Annotated in this window: 15 protein-coding genes; all 15 read left to right on the plus strand. The window is 32.6% G+C overall.

Features of this window, described 5'->3' with window-relative positions:
* The first annotated feature begins 16 nt into the window (after positions 1-16).
* The 15 genes from efp to ACSUE0_RS04115 all read left to right on the plus strand — a co-directional run bounded on the left by efp (position 17) and on the right by ACSUE0_RS04115 (position 14,631).
* On the plus strand, positions 17-574 hold the full coding sequence (gene efp / locus ACSUE0_RS04045; protein ID WP_017724564.1) for an elongation factor P: 558 nt from the start codon (positions 17-19) through the stop codon (positions 572-574).
* A gap of 560 nt (positions 575-1,134) precedes the next feature.
* Entirely contained in the window at positions 1,135-1,626 is a 492-nt protein-coding gene (gene accB / locus ACSUE0_RS04050) for an acetyl-CoA carboxylase biotin carboxyl carrier protein (RefSeq protein WP_017724563.1), read from the plus strand.
* Positions 1,626-2,984, plus strand: a complete 1,359-nt coding sequence (gene accC, locus ACSUE0_RS04055; RefSeq protein WP_119615063.1) for an acetyl-CoA carboxylase biotin carboxylase subunit — start codon at positions 1,626-1,628, stop codon at positions 2,982-2,984. The genes accB and accC overlap by 1 nt, the downstream gene beginning before the upstream one ends.
* A gap of 12 nt (positions 2,985-2,996) precedes the next feature.
* Entirely contained in the window at positions 2,997-3,359 is a 363-nt protein-coding gene (locus tag ACSUE0_RS04060) for an Asp23/Gls24 family envelope stress response protein (RefSeq protein WP_436956199.1), read from the plus strand.
* Positions 3,360-3,489: 130 nt separating this feature from the next.
* Positions 3,490-3,876, plus strand: a complete 387-nt coding sequence (gene nusB, locus ACSUE0_RS04065; protein ID WP_017724560.1) for a transcription antitermination factor NusB — start codon at positions 3,490-3,492, stop codon at positions 3,874-3,876.
* Positions 3,877-3,890: 14 nt separating this feature from the next.
* Positions 3,891-5,228, plus strand: a complete 1,338-nt coding sequence (gene xseA / locus ACSUE0_RS04070) for an exodeoxyribonuclease VII large subunit (RefSeq protein WP_436956200.1) — start codon at positions 3,891-3,893, stop codon at positions 5,226-5,228.
* Positions 5,221-5,466: an exodeoxyribonuclease VII small subunit gene (locus ACSUE0_RS04075; protein WP_119615066.1), complete on the plus strand. Its 246-nt coding sequence runs from the start codon at positions 5,221-5,223 to the stop codon at positions 5,464-5,466. The genes xseA and ACSUE0_RS04075 overlap by 8 nt, the downstream gene beginning before the upstream one ends.
* Positions 5,459-6,343 carry a polyprenyl synthetase family protein gene (locus ACSUE0_RS04080; protein ID WP_182475186.1) on the plus strand — a complete coding sequence of 295 codons (885 nt, stop codon included), beginning with the start codon at positions 5,459-5,461 and terminating at the stop codon, positions 6,341-6,343. The genes ACSUE0_RS04075 and ACSUE0_RS04080 overlap by 8 nt, the downstream gene beginning before the upstream one ends.
* Positions 6,344-6,706: 363 nt before the next feature.
* Positions 6,707-7,159 carry a transcriptional regulator AhrC/ArgR gene (ahrC, locus tag ACSUE0_RS04085; RefSeq protein ID WP_017724556.1) on the plus strand — a complete coding sequence of 151 codons (453 nt, stop codon included), beginning with the start codon at positions 6,707-6,709 and terminating at the stop codon, positions 7,157-7,159.
* A 22-nt stretch (positions 7,160-7,181) separates the two neighbouring features.
* On the plus strand, positions 7,182-8,858 hold the full coding sequence (recN, locus tag ACSUE0_RS04090) for a DNA repair protein RecN (RefSeq protein WP_119613876.1): 1,677 nt from the start codon (positions 7,182-7,184) through the stop codon (positions 8,856-8,858).
* A gap of 79 nt (positions 8,859-8,937) precedes the next feature.
* Complete coding sequence (locus ACSUE0_RS04095) at positions 8,938-9,834, plus strand: phosphate acyltransferase (RefSeq protein WP_436956203.1); 897 nt, start codon at positions 8,938-8,940, stop codon at positions 9,832-9,834.
* Positions 9,835-10,146: 312 nt separating this feature from the next.
* The gene (gene buk, locus ACSUE0_RS04100; RefSeq protein WP_436956205.1) at positions 10,147-11,208 is read left to right on the plus strand and encodes a butyrate kinase; all 1,062 of its coding nucleotides are present in this window, start codon (positions 10,147-10,149) and stop codon (positions 11,206-11,208) included.
* Between the two features lie 10 nt (positions 11,209-11,218).
* Positions 11,219-12,640 (plus strand): dihydrolipoyl dehydrogenase, encoded by a 1,422-nt coding sequence (gene lpdA, locus ACSUE0_RS04105; RefSeq protein ID WP_436956207.1) that lies wholly within the window; start codon positions 11,219-11,221, stop codon positions 12,638-12,640.
* Positions 12,641-12,656: 16 nt separating this feature from the next.
* Positions 12,657-13,655, plus strand: coding sequence for a thiamine pyrophosphate-dependent dehydrogenase E1 component subunit alpha (locus ACSUE0_RS04110; RefSeq protein ID WP_119613880.1), 999 nt, complete (start codon positions 12,657-12,659; stop codon positions 13,653-13,655).
* Complete coding sequence (locus tag ACSUE0_RS04115; RefSeq protein WP_119613881.1) at positions 13,648-14,631, plus strand: alpha-ketoacid dehydrogenase subunit beta; 984 nt, start codon at positions 13,648-13,650, stop codon at positions 14,629-14,631. The genes ACSUE0_RS04110 and ACSUE0_RS04115 overlap by 8 nt, the downstream gene beginning before the upstream one ends.
* Positions 14,632-14,636 lie beyond the last annotated feature (5 nt).

The following is a 14,636-nucleotide window of genomic DNA, read 5'->3' on the forward strand; positions in this document are numbered from 1 at the left end:
TTGAGGAGGAAACTGGATGATTTCGGTTAATGATTTTAAAACAGGCTTAACAATATCAGTAGATAATGGCATTTGGAAAGTTTTAGATTTCCAACATGTTAAACCAGGAAAAGGTTCTGCATTTGTACGTTCTAAGCTACGTAATTTAAGAACTGGTTCGATTCAAGAGAAAACATTCAGAGGTGGCGAAAAAGTAGAAACTGCTATGATTGAGAATCGTCGTATGCAATATCTATATGCCGATGGAGATACACATGTTTTCATGGATAATCAAACATTTGATCAAACAGAGCTACAAGGAGATTATTTACAACACGAATTAAATTTCTTAAAAGCAAATATGGAAGTCCAAATTCAAACATATGGTAATGAAACACTTGGTGTTGAATTACCAAAAACAGTCGAACTTGTAGTAACAGAAACTGAACCAGGTATTAAAGGTGACACAGCAAATGGTGCTACTAAATCTGCTACAGTTGAAACTGGATATACATTGAATGTACCTTTATTTGTTAATGAAGGAGACACACTTGTAATTAATACAGGTGACGGTAGCTATATTTCTAGAGCCTAACATTTTATTGTTTAAAAATGATATGTAATTAAAGTGATGAGCAAAAACCTTTCCAATTTATAAATTGGAAAGGTTTTTTATGGTTATTATGAATATAAAAGGTTATATTAGATAATATAATGTTTATGAATACTATAAATTCTATAATTAAAATGTTAAATTATAAATGTTTAACTTTATATTTAATGCTTAACCTAAGAATTATTAAGTGTATTACACTATGATACATAGTGATTTGTATCTGAACATAAAGAAGTGGATTGAACTATCATCAAATTATAAAACTTGATGATATCTAAATTATAGTGATGTAATTTATTTATAAATACGAGAAGTTAAATTATGCGATTTATTGTATAATATATTTCACTTTCTTTTTGTTAAATCAGAAATCACATCATCTTACTCAAAAAATTTAGATTTCAGCACGCTTATAGGTATATAGAACACGATAAAAGTTAATCAGTTTATTATAGAAAGTATGTATATGCTTGAATTGAACATATCACTAAAGTAAAATAAACAAGGTAAATGAAAACAATCTGAAGGAGTCAGTATTTATGAATTTTAAAGAAATTAAAGAATTGATAGAAATTCTTGACCAATCTAGCTTGACTGAAATTAATATTGAGGATAAAGGCAATATTGTAAATTTAAAAAAAGAAAAAGAAACTGAAATTATAACACCTCAAATTTCACAACAACCGATGCAACAAATAGCACCACAACAAGGCGTGGCATCAACTCCTGCAGGAACACAAGGTGCTGATGAAATTAGCATGAATAGTAATACAAATACTAATACTGCAGAAGATAACTTGCAAACAATTAATGCGCCAATGGTTGGGACGTTTTACAAATCACCGTCTCCAGAAGAAAGTGCCTATGTGCAAGTTGGAGATTCTGTAACAAACGATTCAACAGTATGTATATTAGAAGCTATGAAATTATTCAATGAAATACAAGCCGAAGTCAGTGGTGAAATTGCTGAAATCTTAGTAGAAGACGGGCAAATGGTAGAGTATGGCCAACCGTTATTTAAGGTAAAATAATGAATAAAATTTTAATAGCAAATAGAGGGGAAATCGCAGTAAGAATTATTCGTGCATGTCATGATTTAGGTTTACAAACGGTGGCAATATACTCAGAAGGAGATAAAGACGCTTTACATACTCAAATTGCTGATGAAGCATATTGCGTCGGGCCAACACAATCTAAAGATTCTTATTTGAATATCCCAAACATTTTATCTATTGCAACATCTACAGGGTGTGACGGCATTCACCCTGGATATGGTTTCTTAGCAGAAAATGGTGATTTTGCTGAATTATGCGATGCGTGCCAACTTAAATTCATTGGACCAAGTTTTGAATCTATTCAAAAAATGGGTATTAAAGACGTAGCTAAAGAAGAAATGAAACGCGCTGAAGTACCAGTTGTCCCTGGTAGCGAAGGACTTGTTTTAAATATCGAAGACGCGAAAAAGATTGCAAATCAAATAGGCTATCCAGTTATCATCAAAGCTACTGCTGGTGGTGGTGGTAAAGGTATCAGAGTTGCTCGTGATGAAAAAGAATTAGAAACTGGTTTCAAAATGACACAACAAGAAGCGGAAACTGCTTTTGGTAACAGTGGTCTATATTTGGAAAAATTCATCGAGAATTTCAGACATATTGAAATACAAATTATGGGAGATAGTTACGGTAACGTGGTTCATTTAGGCGAACGTGATTGTACCATTCAACGTAGAATGCAAAAACTTGTAGAAGAAGCCCCTTCTCCAATATTAACTGAAGAAAAGAGACAAGAAATGGGTAACGCTGCAGTAAGAGCTGCAAAAGCAGTTAATTACGAAAATGCAGGTACTATTGAATTTATATATGACTTAGACTCTAATGAATTTTACTTCATGGAAATGAATACACGAATACAAGTTGAACATCCTGTTACTGAAATGGTTACAGGCGTAGACTTAGTTAAACTACAATTAAAAGTTGCAATGGGAGAAAAATTACCATTCAAACAGAAAGATATTAAAATTGAAGGGCATGCAATGGAATTTAGAATTAATGCTGAAAATCCATATAAAAACTTTATGCCTTCGCCAGGGCAAATCACCCAATACTTGGCTCCAGGTGGATTTGGCGTAAGAATTGAATCTGCATGTTATACTAATTATACAATTCCTCCATATTATGACTCTATGGTTGCAAAACTTATTGTTCATGAACCAACTAGAGACGAAGCAATCATGACAGGTTTACGTGCATTAGGTGAATACCTTGTATTAGGTATAGACACAACGATACCATTCCATGTCCGTCTATTGAACAATGATATTTTCAGAAGTGGGGAATTTAACACTAATTTCTTAGAAAAATATAATATTATGGATGATGAATCTAATTAGGGGGTAAGTGAAATGGTCAAAGTATCAGAGTCCACACATTCCAATTTAGGGAAAATTGAGATTGCGCCCGAAGTTTTAACAGTTATAGCAAGTATAGCAACATCTGAAATCAAAGGCATTCAAGGTCATTTTAAAGAGTTAAAACATACAAGTATTGAAAATATCAGCAAGAAACAATTAAGTAGAGGTATAAAAGTAGATACAAGAGAAGATGGCATTTATATAGATGTATATTGCATTTTGTCCTATGGAATTAATATTTCAGAAGCAGCTAAAAAAATACAACAGGCTATATATAATTCATTAACTACAATGACCACGATTGAACCAAGTCAAATTAATGTCCATATCACGCATATTGAACCAATAAATTAAAATTAAATAAAGCAAATTTACTTTATAAATACATTTTGTGTACAACTGAAATAATCGTTTGTTTTTAAAACGTATCATATTTCTATGCACAAATGATTTACAAATAACACTATGCTTAAGGGAGTTTATAATGAGTCGTAAAGAATCGAGAACACAAGCTTTTCAAACTCTATTTCAGCTTGAAATGAAAAATAATGAATTAACTATTGATGAAGCGATAAGTTTTATTAAAGATGATAACCCTGATTTAGAATTTGATTTTATCAACTGGCTAGTAACTGGTGTAAAAGATCATGAATCAGTCTTAGATGAGAAAATTCAACCACACTTAAAAGATTGGACTTTAGATAGATTACTAAAATCTGATCGCATTATTTTAAGAATGTCTACTTATGAATTGTTAAATAGTTCAACACCACAAAAAGTAATCATCAATGAAGCTGTGGAATTAGCAAAACAATTCAGTGATGATGATCATTATAAATTTATAAATGGTGTATTGAGCAATATTGAATAAAAGAGTGATATAACATGGCAGAATATTTAAGTGTTTCTACACTTACAAAATATATAAAATATAAATTTGATCAAGACCCACATTTACAATCTGTGTTGATTAAAGGAGAACTTTCTAATTTTAAAAAACATAGTAGTGGGCATCTCTATTTTAACGTCAAAGACAACAATAGTGTTATTAGCGCCATGATGTTTAAAGGCAATGCTTCGAAAATTGATTTTGACCCTAAAGAAGGTGACGAGGTACTTTTAGAAGCACGTGTGTCGGTATATGAACGCCGTGGGAACTATCAAATTTATGTCAATAAAATGCATTTAGATGGTGTTGGTAATCTATATCAAAGATTAGAACAGCTGAAGAAGAAACTTACTAAAGATGGTTATTTTGATCAAAGCAACAAGAAACCTATACCTAAGTTTCCCAAGAAGATTGCAGTGTTAACAGCAGGCACAGGTGCAGCCATTAGAGATATTCACACTACAATCAACAGTAGATATCCTTTAGCAGAACAAATACAAATCAATACGCTAGTACAAGGTGAACAAGCGAAAAACGATATTATAAAAAATATACAACATGCTGATGTCATGGGTGTAGATACTATAATTATTGGACGAGGCGGAGGTTCTATTGAGGACTTATGGAACTTTAATGAAGAGGATGTAGTTAAAGCAATATACACATGTACTACACCTATTATTTCAGCAGTTGGTCATGAAACGGATTTTACGCTTAGTGATTTTGTTGCAGATGTTCGTGCAGCTACACCTACACAAGCAGCGGTTATGGCTACACCAGATCAATTTGAATTACGTCAATACTTACAACAAACCAATTTGTCGCTTACCCGTTTTATAAAACAACATTTACAGCAACAAAGAAAGCATTTAGAACATGTATCATCGTATTATAAATTTCAAACGCCAACATTATTGTATGATCAACAGATTCAAAAACGAGATGATTTAGAAAAGCAACTTAACCTGTCGATGAATTTAGCAATCAAAAATCATCAACAACAATTACAATTATTGTTGAATAAGTTTAACCTTAAAGGTTTTAAACAAAATATAAATAGAGAACAACTAACAAATGCTCAAAAGCGTGATGATTTAAATAAAGTTATGAATAATTTTATTCAAAATCAAAAAAATAATCTAGCTAGAAAATTAGAAAGTCTTAATAATTTGAGTCCGACAAATACGATGTTGCGTGGTTATACAATCGTTAACAAGGATGACAATGTTATTACAAGTACTAGTGATTTAGCTGAGAACGACAACATAGTATTAACAATGAAAGATGGCGTTGTTGATGCTCAAGTTAAGAAGGTAAGGTGTAATGATGAGTAATAGTAATACACAAAGTTTCGAGGAAATGATGAAAGAGTTAGAAAATATAGTGCAAAAACTTGATAACGAAAATGTATCATTAGAAGAATCTCTGAACTTATATCAACGTGGTATGAAATTATCAGCAACTTGCGATGAAACGTTAAAAGACGCTGAAAAGAAAGTCAACGAATTAATGGCAGATGAGCATACTGATAATAATGACGATGTCGTGAAGGAAGATACTGAAAATGAATAAAAAGATGGAAAACTTGACAGCGGAAGTTAACCAACTATTATCCGAGACGATCCCGAATTCAGATTTAAACACAAATTTAGAAGAAAGTATGCGTTACTCATTAGAAGCTGGTGGTAAGCGAATTAGACCAGTGTTATTACTATTAACTTTAGAGATGTTATCTAGTGATTATAAAGCTGGACTTTCTTCGGCACTTGGTTTAGAAATGATCCATACCTATTCTTTAATACACGATGATTTACCACCAATGGATAATGATGATTATCGCAGAGGCAAGCTTACAAATCATAAAGTGTTTGGTGAGTGGAAAGCAATCTTAGCTGGCGACGCACTTCTAACCAAAGCATTTGATATGATTGTTAATGATGAAGCAGTTGATGATACTGCTAAAATCAAGTTAATTAAACGTTTAGCTTTTGCTAGTGGTCATTTGGGTATGGTTGGAGGACAAACTCTTGATATGCAAAGTGAAGGCGAAGGTGCCGAAGTGAATATCGACACACTCGAACAAATTCACAACGCTAAAACAGGTGCGTTACTTAAATTTGCAGTGATGGCTGCAGTAGATATTGCTAAACCAGAACAAAGTGTTGCCAATTCATTAGAATCATTTAGCGAGCATTTAGGATTAATGTTTCAAATCAAAGATGATTTGTTAGATGTATATGGTGACGAAGCGAAATTAGGTAAAGCTGTAGGCAGCGATATTGATAATGATAAAAGTACATATGTATCACTATTAGGACAACAAGGTGCCGAAGATAAAATGACATATCATACACAAGAAGCCTACGAATGTCTAAATCAATTACCAGATCAGTACAATACAGAAAATTTGACTTATATTATTGAGTTATTTAACAATCGCGAATCTTAATGCATTCTTGTAGAGGGCGAGAATACGAAATCACTTATCTAATTTTGATTTCTGTTCCCGCTCTCTTTTTATTATGAAAAATGTACAATATATACTTCGTAGATTAGGTTATTAAACTTTATTTTGAAAACAAGGACGATTTTTATTTATTAGAAATCACATACTATTCAATAATTATTCATCGCATTCATAATATTCACCATGATTTAGCAACCATTCAAATATACTTTAAGTTGTGATTTTACCTTTGATATGCAGAGTTATCGTTTTCACATAAGTAAAATTCCAACTATCTTTAGTAGTAGTATTTATATGCATGTGTTAAAATAAATGTATAAATATTCGTTTATAGAGGTGCTATACATGGCTAAAAAATCAGTAAGACATATTAAAATTAGAGAAATAATTTCAAACGAAAAAATCGAAACACAAGATGAATTAGTAAAAAGATTAAATGAGTATGAATTAAACGTCACTCAAGCTACAGTTTCTAGAGATATCAAAGAATTACAATTAATTAAAGTCCCCACGCCAACAGGACAGTATGTTTATAGTTTGCCTAATGATAGAAAATATCATCCTCTTGAAAAACTAGGCCGTTATTTAATGGATTCATTTGTAAATATAGATGGCACAGGTAACTTATTAGTTCTAAAGACATTACCAGGAAATGCTCAATCAATCGGTGCAATCTTAGATCAAATTGATTGGGAGGAAGTTTTAGGTACTATTTGTGGTGATGATACTTGCTTAATTATCTGTAGAGATGAGTTAGCAAGTGAAAAAATCAAAACGCGCATCTTTAATTTATTATAAGTATAAGGAAGTGTTTAAAAGGATGCTACAGACTTTATCTATTAAACAATTTGCTATCATTGATGAACTAGAAGTTCACTTTGGTGATGGATTAACAGTGTTAAGTGGTGAAACTGGCGCAGGTAAATCAATTATTATCGATGCCATTGGACAACTGATTGGTATGCGCGCATCATCAAATTATGTGAGACATGGTGAGAAAAAAGCTATTATTGAAGGTATATTTGATATTGATGAAAGTAAGGAAGCCATTTCGATACTTGAAGCTTTAGACATCGACATAGATGAAGATTTTTTATTAGTTAAAAGAGAAATTTTCAGCACAGGTAAAAGTATTTGTAGGGTTAATAATCAAATAGTCACATTGCAAGATTTACGTAAAATTATGCAAGAGTTGTTAGATATCCACGGGCAACATGAAACACAAACTTTATTAAAGCAAAAATATCATCTACAATTACTCGACAACTATGCTGAAAATCAATACAAAAATTTACTTGAACAATACGTTACCACTTATGATCAATATAAAGCTAAAAAGAAAGAACTTGAAGATTTAGAATCTGCCGATCAAGCCTTATTACAACGTCTAGATTTACTTAAATTCCAGTTTGAAGAAATACAAGAAGCAAACTTGGTTGACGGTGAAGTTTCACAACTCGAATCAGACATAAAGCGTATACAAAATTCAGAAAATCTAAGTTTAGCTCTAAATAATGCTCATCTTACTTTAACAGATGAGCATGCTATTACAGATCGCTTATATGAATTGAGCAATCAATTGCAATCAATAAGTGAAATATTACCGGAAAAATATGACGCGCTTAAAGAAGAGGTCGATCAATTTTATTATACTTTAGAAGATGCTAAACATCAGTTGTATGATGAATTGACCAATACTGAATTTGATGAGCACTACTTAAATGAACTTGAAGCTAGAATGAATGTACTGAATGATTTGAAAAGAAAATATGGTAAAGATATTACTGAATTAATTAAATATCAAGATAAATTAGAAAATGAAATTAATAAAATTGAAAACTACGAAGAAAGCACTTCACAGTTAAGACAAGAAATTGAAAGATTATATGAAGATGTAATCAAACTAGGTACAGAATTATCCCGTGAACGTAGAATTGTGGCACAAACTCTGCGTGATCATATCGTGGATGAAATTCAAAATTTACAAATGAAAGATGCTAATTTAGAAATTTCATTTAAACCTTTAGATGTTCCAAGTCGAGAAGGCATTGAATTTGTAGAATTTTTAATCAGCCCTAATAAGGGAGAACCGCTTAAAAGTTTAAATAAAATTGCATCTGGTGGGGAATTATCACGTATAATGCTTGCCCTTAAAACTATTTTCGTTAAAACACGAGGACAAACTGCAATATTATTCGATGAGGTGGATTCTGGAGTTTCAGGACAAGCTGCACAAAAAATGGCTGAAAAAATGAAAGGATTAGCTAAGCATATTCAAGTAATTTGTATCTCCCATTTGCCACAAGTAGCATCAATGAGCGATCATCATCTGTTTATCAGTAAAGATTCAGTAGATGACCGTACTACAACACACGTCCAAGAGCTTTCAGGCTCAGAACGTATAGATGAAATAGCAAGGATGATTTCAGGAGCTAGTGTAACTGATATCACACGTCAAAATGCTAAAGAAATGATAGAACAAAATCAACATGCCTAACGATGTACATTTTCAATAATTATTTTTAGTGTTATCAAATATAGTCACTTCATAAAATTGAGAAAGGTGTTGATTTTTTATGCAATATCAACATTTAATTGATTCTTCATATAATTTAAAAGGTAATGTTGCTATTTTATATGCAAATAATGAGAAAATGTTATCCGTTATCATGAAAGCACTCGTTTTGACAGAGATTGATGTATATTTATATGACACACAAGATCCAACAGAGATAATTCGCTCATTCGATATGGATCCACAACTACTCAATAGAATTCATATTCTTAATTTTAGTAACAACAATGAACTCTTTAAACAATGTGCTGATGATTTGTCTTCTGGTAAAGTATCAGTTTTAGTTAAAGGTAATTTGATGTCATCAACCTTATTATCCTTTGTACTGAGTAATAAAAATTTTATTGCTAAGCATGGTTTCTTAAATCATGTTGCATGTTTTAACGTGTCAAATTATCATAAAACATTAATGTTAAGTGATGTAGCATTAAACATTAATCCTTCTGTTGAAGAAAAGAAACAAATTATTAATAATTTAACTGAATTTTCTAAAGCACTTGGCTATAATCAGTTTAAAGTTGGTATTCTTTCATCCGTTGAAAAGCCTACTAAGAAAATCTTGTCATCTACAGATGCTGAAAAGCTCAAGAACATATTTAGTAGAACGACGTCTGATTATTTATATGTTGATGGTCCATTAGCTTTCGATAACGCAATTAATATGGAAAGTGTTATTAAAAAAAATATCAAGTCACACGTAGCAGGCGATGTAGATGCATTATTGGTGCCACATATAGATGTTGGCAATGCACTATACAAATCTTTCACTTATTTTGCAGGTGCACGTGTAGCTAGTTTAGTCTTAGGAGCAAAATTCCCGATTGTATTGACTTCAAGGACAGACACGAAACAAAATAAACTAGATTCATTATTATTAGCATTGAAAATATTAAATTAATAAATTAGTTGCGGAATGTAATAAGTTACTCAAAACATTTAATTATAAGGGCTGTAACTATCTCGAATATCTTAATAAAATAAATTTTATTAAGCAAATTTCTTTACATTCCCATTTATAAAATCAATTTCAGAAATAGGTTATTAATTTTATAATGTAAGAAATTGATGTAATATATAAGTAGATAATATAATTTATAAATACAATTAATCAGCTAGTGGTACATAGTATCCAACTATTTGTCATAATTGATTTTAAGTAATAAGGCTTAACATACAAAAGTTATGTTATTTTCAAGAAGAAGGTGCAACAATGACTAGAATTCTAGTTTTAAATTTAGGTAGTACATCATCAAAAATTGCAGTATATGAAGCACATCAGTGTATGTGGTATGACACGATTCGACATGATATACAACTTACTAATATATCATTATTGGAACAAAAGCCATTAAGACTTAAAGAGATTATATATTCATTAAACCTTACATCAGATTACACAATTAAAAATTTTGAGGCGATCGCATGTAGAGGTGGATTGTTAAAGCCAATGCAAGGTGGCGTTTATCATATAAATAATGAAATGTATGAGGACCTTAAAGCATTTAAATATGGTGTACACGCATCTAACCTGAGTGGTATGATTGGTTATGAATTAGGAATAGAGATGAACATTCCAGCTTTTATAATCGATCCAGTCGTTGTTGACGAATTATTCGATATTGCAAAAGTTACAGGTTTAAAGAATATTAAACGTCGTAGTATATTTCATGCATTAAATCAAAAGGCTGTTGCTAGATTATATGCATCCTCTATTCAACAAGCATACGAAGATGTAAATGTTATCGTTGCGCATATGGGTGGTGGTATAACGATTGGCGCACATAAAAACGGGCAAGTAGTAGATGTGAACGATGGATTGTTAGGAGAAGGTCCTTTTAGTCCAGAGCGTGCCGGTTCTTTACCCAATGACCAACTCTATGAATTTGGATACAAACATAATTTCACACCTGAGGAGATGAATCACTTTTTAAGTAAAAGAGGTGGTTTCATTAGTATGTTCAAAACAAATGATTTAAAATTATTATCGGATAAATATGATTCAAACTCCGAAGTCAAATTAGCGTTTGATGCATTAGCATATCAAGTTTCTAATGCTATTGGAGCTCGGTCAATTATTTTTCGCGGACAGGTAGATCAAATTATTTTAACGGGCGGTTTAAGCTACAATAAGTTATTAGTACAAAAAATAATATCATTCGTTGATTGGATTGCGCCTGTAACAATTTATCCAGGAGAAAAAGAAATGGATACATTGGCATTACGTACATCAAACGTACTAGACGGAAAAGAAAAGGTTAAAGCTTATAGTTAGGAGTATTAATATGTCAGAAGAAAAATATGATTTAGTCATTCTTGGAGGAGGTACTGCGGGTTATGTATCTGCAATAAGAGCTTCACAATTAGGAAAGAAAGTTGCGCTAGTAGAAAAATCGTTACTAGGTGGAACTTGTTTACATAAAGGATGCATTCCGACAAAAGCATTGTTAAAATCTGCAGAAGTTATGCGTACAATTACAAACGCAACTAATTTTGGTGTGGACGTTGATGGATTTAAATTAAATTTTGCGCGAATACAAGAAAGAAAAAACGAAGTAGTAAGCCAAATGTTTAGTGGTGTTAACCATTTAATGGAGCATAACAGTATCGATGTATTTAATGGGACAGGCAGGATATTAGGTCCTTCTATATTCTCGCCACAAAGTGGTACGATTTCTGTAGAATACGAAGATGGTGAATCTGAATTAATCCCTAATAATAATGTTCTTATAACTACAGGATCACAACCTATGTCATTACCTTTTTTACCGTTTGACCATAAAGTTGTGCTGTCCAGTGATGATATCTTGCAAATGGAACAATTGCCAAATAACCTAGCTATTATTGGTGGTGGTGTTATCGGTTTAGAGTTTGCTTCACTGATGACTGATTTTGGCGTCGATGTAACTGTAATTGAAGCCGGCTCACGTATTTTACCTACTGAAAGTAAAATGATTGCCAAGACTTTAAGAAATGAATTAACTGATAGAGGCGTCACATTTTATGAAAATACACAATTATCTGAGTCTGATATAACAGTCGACGAAGATCATATTAATATCACATTAAATGACGAAATAATAAAATTTGAAAAATCATTGATTTCTATTGGCAGACTGCCTAATACCGAAGATATTGGATTAAATAATACAAAGATACAATTAACAGATAAAAAGCATATCAGTGTTAATGAATATCAGCAAACTGATGATAAACATATCTATGCAGCGGGTGATTGCATCGGTAATTTACAATTGGCACATGTTGGCTCTAAAGAAGGCATTATTGCAATTGAACATATGTTTGATCAGTCACCACTTCCAATTGATTACAATAAAATGCCGAAATGCGTTTATACTCAACCTGAAGTGGCAAGTATTGGACTGAATATGGACCAAGCTAAATCTGAAAACATTAAAGCAAAAGCAGTTAAAGTACCTTTCAAAGCGATTGGTAAAGCAGTTATTGAAAACACCACTAATCAAAGTGGCTTTTGTGAAGTTATAATCGATCAAGAACAAGATACTGTGTTAGGACTTAATATAATTGGTCCTCATGTCACAGAATTAATTAACGAAGTGTCACTATTCCAATTTATGAATGGTTCAACTTTAGAACTCGGCCTAACAACACATGCACACCCATCACTATCTGAAGTGTTGATGGAATTAGGGTTGAAGGTTGAGAACAGATCGATTCACGTTTAATTTAGGAGGAAATAAGATGTTTGATTATAAATCAGTTGGACTAGAAGAGTCTGATTTAAAAGCAATGTATAAATGGATGGATTTAGGGCGTAAAATAGATGAACGTATGTGGCTATTAAACCGTGCAGGTAAAATCCCGTTTGTTATAAGTTGTCAAGGACAGGAGGCTACTCAAATAGGTATGGCGTATGCTATGCAAGAAGGAGATATTTCTTCACCTTATTATAGAGATTTAGCGTTTGTTACCTATATGGGCATGACAGCTTTAGACTCAATGTTAGCAGCATTTGGTAAACGTGATGATATTAGTTCAGGTGGAAAGCAAATGCCATCTCATTTTAGTAAACGTGAAAAAGGAATTTTATCTCAAAGTTCACCAGTTGGTACACAAATCGTACATGGTGTTGGGGCAGCATTAGCGTTGAAAATGGATAATAAACCAAATATTGCTATGGCTACAGTTGGTGAAGGTAGTTCTAACCAAGGTGATTTTCACGAAGGATTAAACTTTGCAGGTGTACATAAACTACCATTTGTTTGTGTAATTGAAAATAATAAATATGCTATTTCTGTTCCAGATTCGCTACAATATGGTGCTGAAAAATTGTCAGACCGTGCTATTGGTTACGGTATGCATGGTGAACATGTAGACGGCAACGATCCAATTGCAATGTATAAAGTTATGAAAGAGGCTAGAGATCGTGCATTAAATGGTGGAGGTTCTACATTGATTGAAGCTATGTGTACAAGATTGACAGCCCATTCTTCAGATGATGATGATAAATATCGTACGAAAGAAGAACGTGAAGAATTGAAATCATTAGACTGTAATCTTAAATTTAAAACATTTCTTCTTGACGAAGGCATTATAAATGAACAATGGTTAGAAAAAGTTGAAAGTGAACATAAAGAAATTATAAACCAAGCAACTAAAGAAGCCGAAAAAGCACCTTATCCGTCTCCAGAAGAAACATATACACATGTTTATGAAGAAGGGAGTTTAGACAATGCCTAAATTAAGTTACTTAGAAGCAATCCAACAAGGACTCGACCAAGCAATGGAAAAGGACGACGACGTATTTGTATTAGGTGAAGACGTCGGTAAAAAAGGTGGCGTATTTGGTGTCACTTTAGGTTTACAACAAAAATATGGTGAAGCACGTGTTTTAGATACTCCACTAGCAGAGTCTAACATCGTAGGCACAAGTATTGGCGCAGCAATGTTAGGTAAACGTCCTGTAGCAGAAATACAATTTGCCGAATATATTCTACCTGCAACAAATCAAATCATGAGCGAAGCAGCTAAAATGAGATATCGTTCAAATAATGATTTTCATTGTCCAATTACGATCCGCTCTCCATTTGGAGGCGGCATTCACGGTGCACTTTATCACTCTCAAAGCGTGGAATCTGTATTTGCAAATACACCAGGACTCACAATTGTTATTCCATCCACGCCATATGATGCGAAAGGCTTATTATTAGCTTCAATCGAATCAAATGACCCAGTATTATATTTCGAACATAAAAAAGCTTATCGCTTACTTAAAGAAGAAGTGCCGGAATCGTATTATACAGTGCCAATTGGTAAAGCTGATGTTAAGCGTGAAGGCGACGATATTACTGTATTTACTTATGGACTATGTGTAAATTATTGTATTCAAGCAGCCGATATGCTCTCAGAAGATGGCATTAATGTAGAAGTTGTTGATTTACGTACAGTATACCCATTAGATAAACAAACAATTATTGAAAGAGCAAAACTAACAGGTAAAGTTTTATTAGTTACCGAAGATAATTTAGAAGGTAGTGTTATGTCTGAAGTAGCTGCTATAATTGCAGAAAACTGTCTGTTCGACTTAGATGCCCCAATAATGAGACTCGCAGGTCCTGATGTTCCAGCGATGCCATTTGCACCGACACTCGAAGACGAGTTTATGATTAATCCAGATAAAATAAAAATTAAAATGCGTGAACTCGCAGAATTCTAAGGAGG

It is taken from the genome of Staphylococcus sp. AS1337, assembly GCF_051408735.1.
GTDB classification, from domain to species: Bacteria; Bacillota; Bacilli; order Staphylococcales; family Staphylococcaceae; genus Staphylococcus; species Staphylococcus xylosus_B.

Coding starts and splice junctions, on each gene's coding strand:
- efp (WP_017724564.1), top strand. CDS start 17: ATGATTTCGGTTAATGATTTTAAAACAGGCTTAACAATATCAGTAGAT.
- accB (WP_017724563.1), top strand. CDS start 1,135: ATGAATTTTAAAGAAATTAAAGAATTGATAGAAATTCTTGACCAATCT.
- accC (WP_119615063.1), top strand. CDS start 1,626: ATGAATAAAATTTTAATAGCAAATAGAGGGGAAATCGCAGTAAGAATT.
- ACSUE0_RS04060 (WP_436956199.1), top strand. CDS start 2,997: ATGGTCAAAGTATCAGAGTCCACACATTCCAATTTAGGGAAAATTGAG.
- nusB (WP_017724560.1), top strand. CDS start 3,490: ATGAGTCGTAAAGAATCGAGAACACAAGCTTTTCAAACTCTATTTCAG.
- xseA (WP_436956200.1), top strand. CDS start 3,891: ATGGCAGAATATTTAAGTGTTTCTACACTTACAAAATATATAAAATAT.
- ACSUE0_RS04075 (WP_119615066.1), top strand. CDS start 5,221: ATGAGTAATAGTAATACACAAAGTTTCGAGGAAATGATGAAAGAGTTA.
- ACSUE0_RS04080 (WP_182475186.1), top strand. CDS start 5,459: ATGAATAAAAAGATGGAAAACTTGACAGCGGAAGTTAACCAACTATTA.
- ahrC (WP_017724556.1), top strand. CDS start 6,707: ATGGCTAAAAAATCAGTAAGACATATTAAAATTAGAGAAATAATTTCA.
- recN (WP_119613876.1), top strand. CDS start 7,182: ATGCTACAGACTTTATCTATTAAACAATTTGCTATCATTGATGAACTA.
- ACSUE0_RS04095 (WP_436956203.1), top strand. CDS start 8,938: ATGCAATATCAACATTTAATTGATTCTTCATATAATTTAAAAGGTAAT.
- buk (WP_436956205.1), top strand. CDS start 10,147: ATGACTAGAATTCTAGTTTTAAATTTAGGTAGTACATCATCAAAAATT.
- lpdA (WP_436956207.1), top strand. CDS start 11,219: ATGTCAGAAGAAAAATATGATTTAGTCATTCTTGGAGGAGGTACTGCG.
- ACSUE0_RS04110 (WP_119613880.1), top strand. CDS start 12,657: ATGTTTGATTATAAATCAGTTGGACTAGAAGAGTCTGATTTAAAAGCA.
- ACSUE0_RS04115 (WP_119613881.1), top strand. CDS start 13,648: ATGCCTAAATTAAGTTACTTAGAAGCAATCCAACAAGGACTCGACCAA.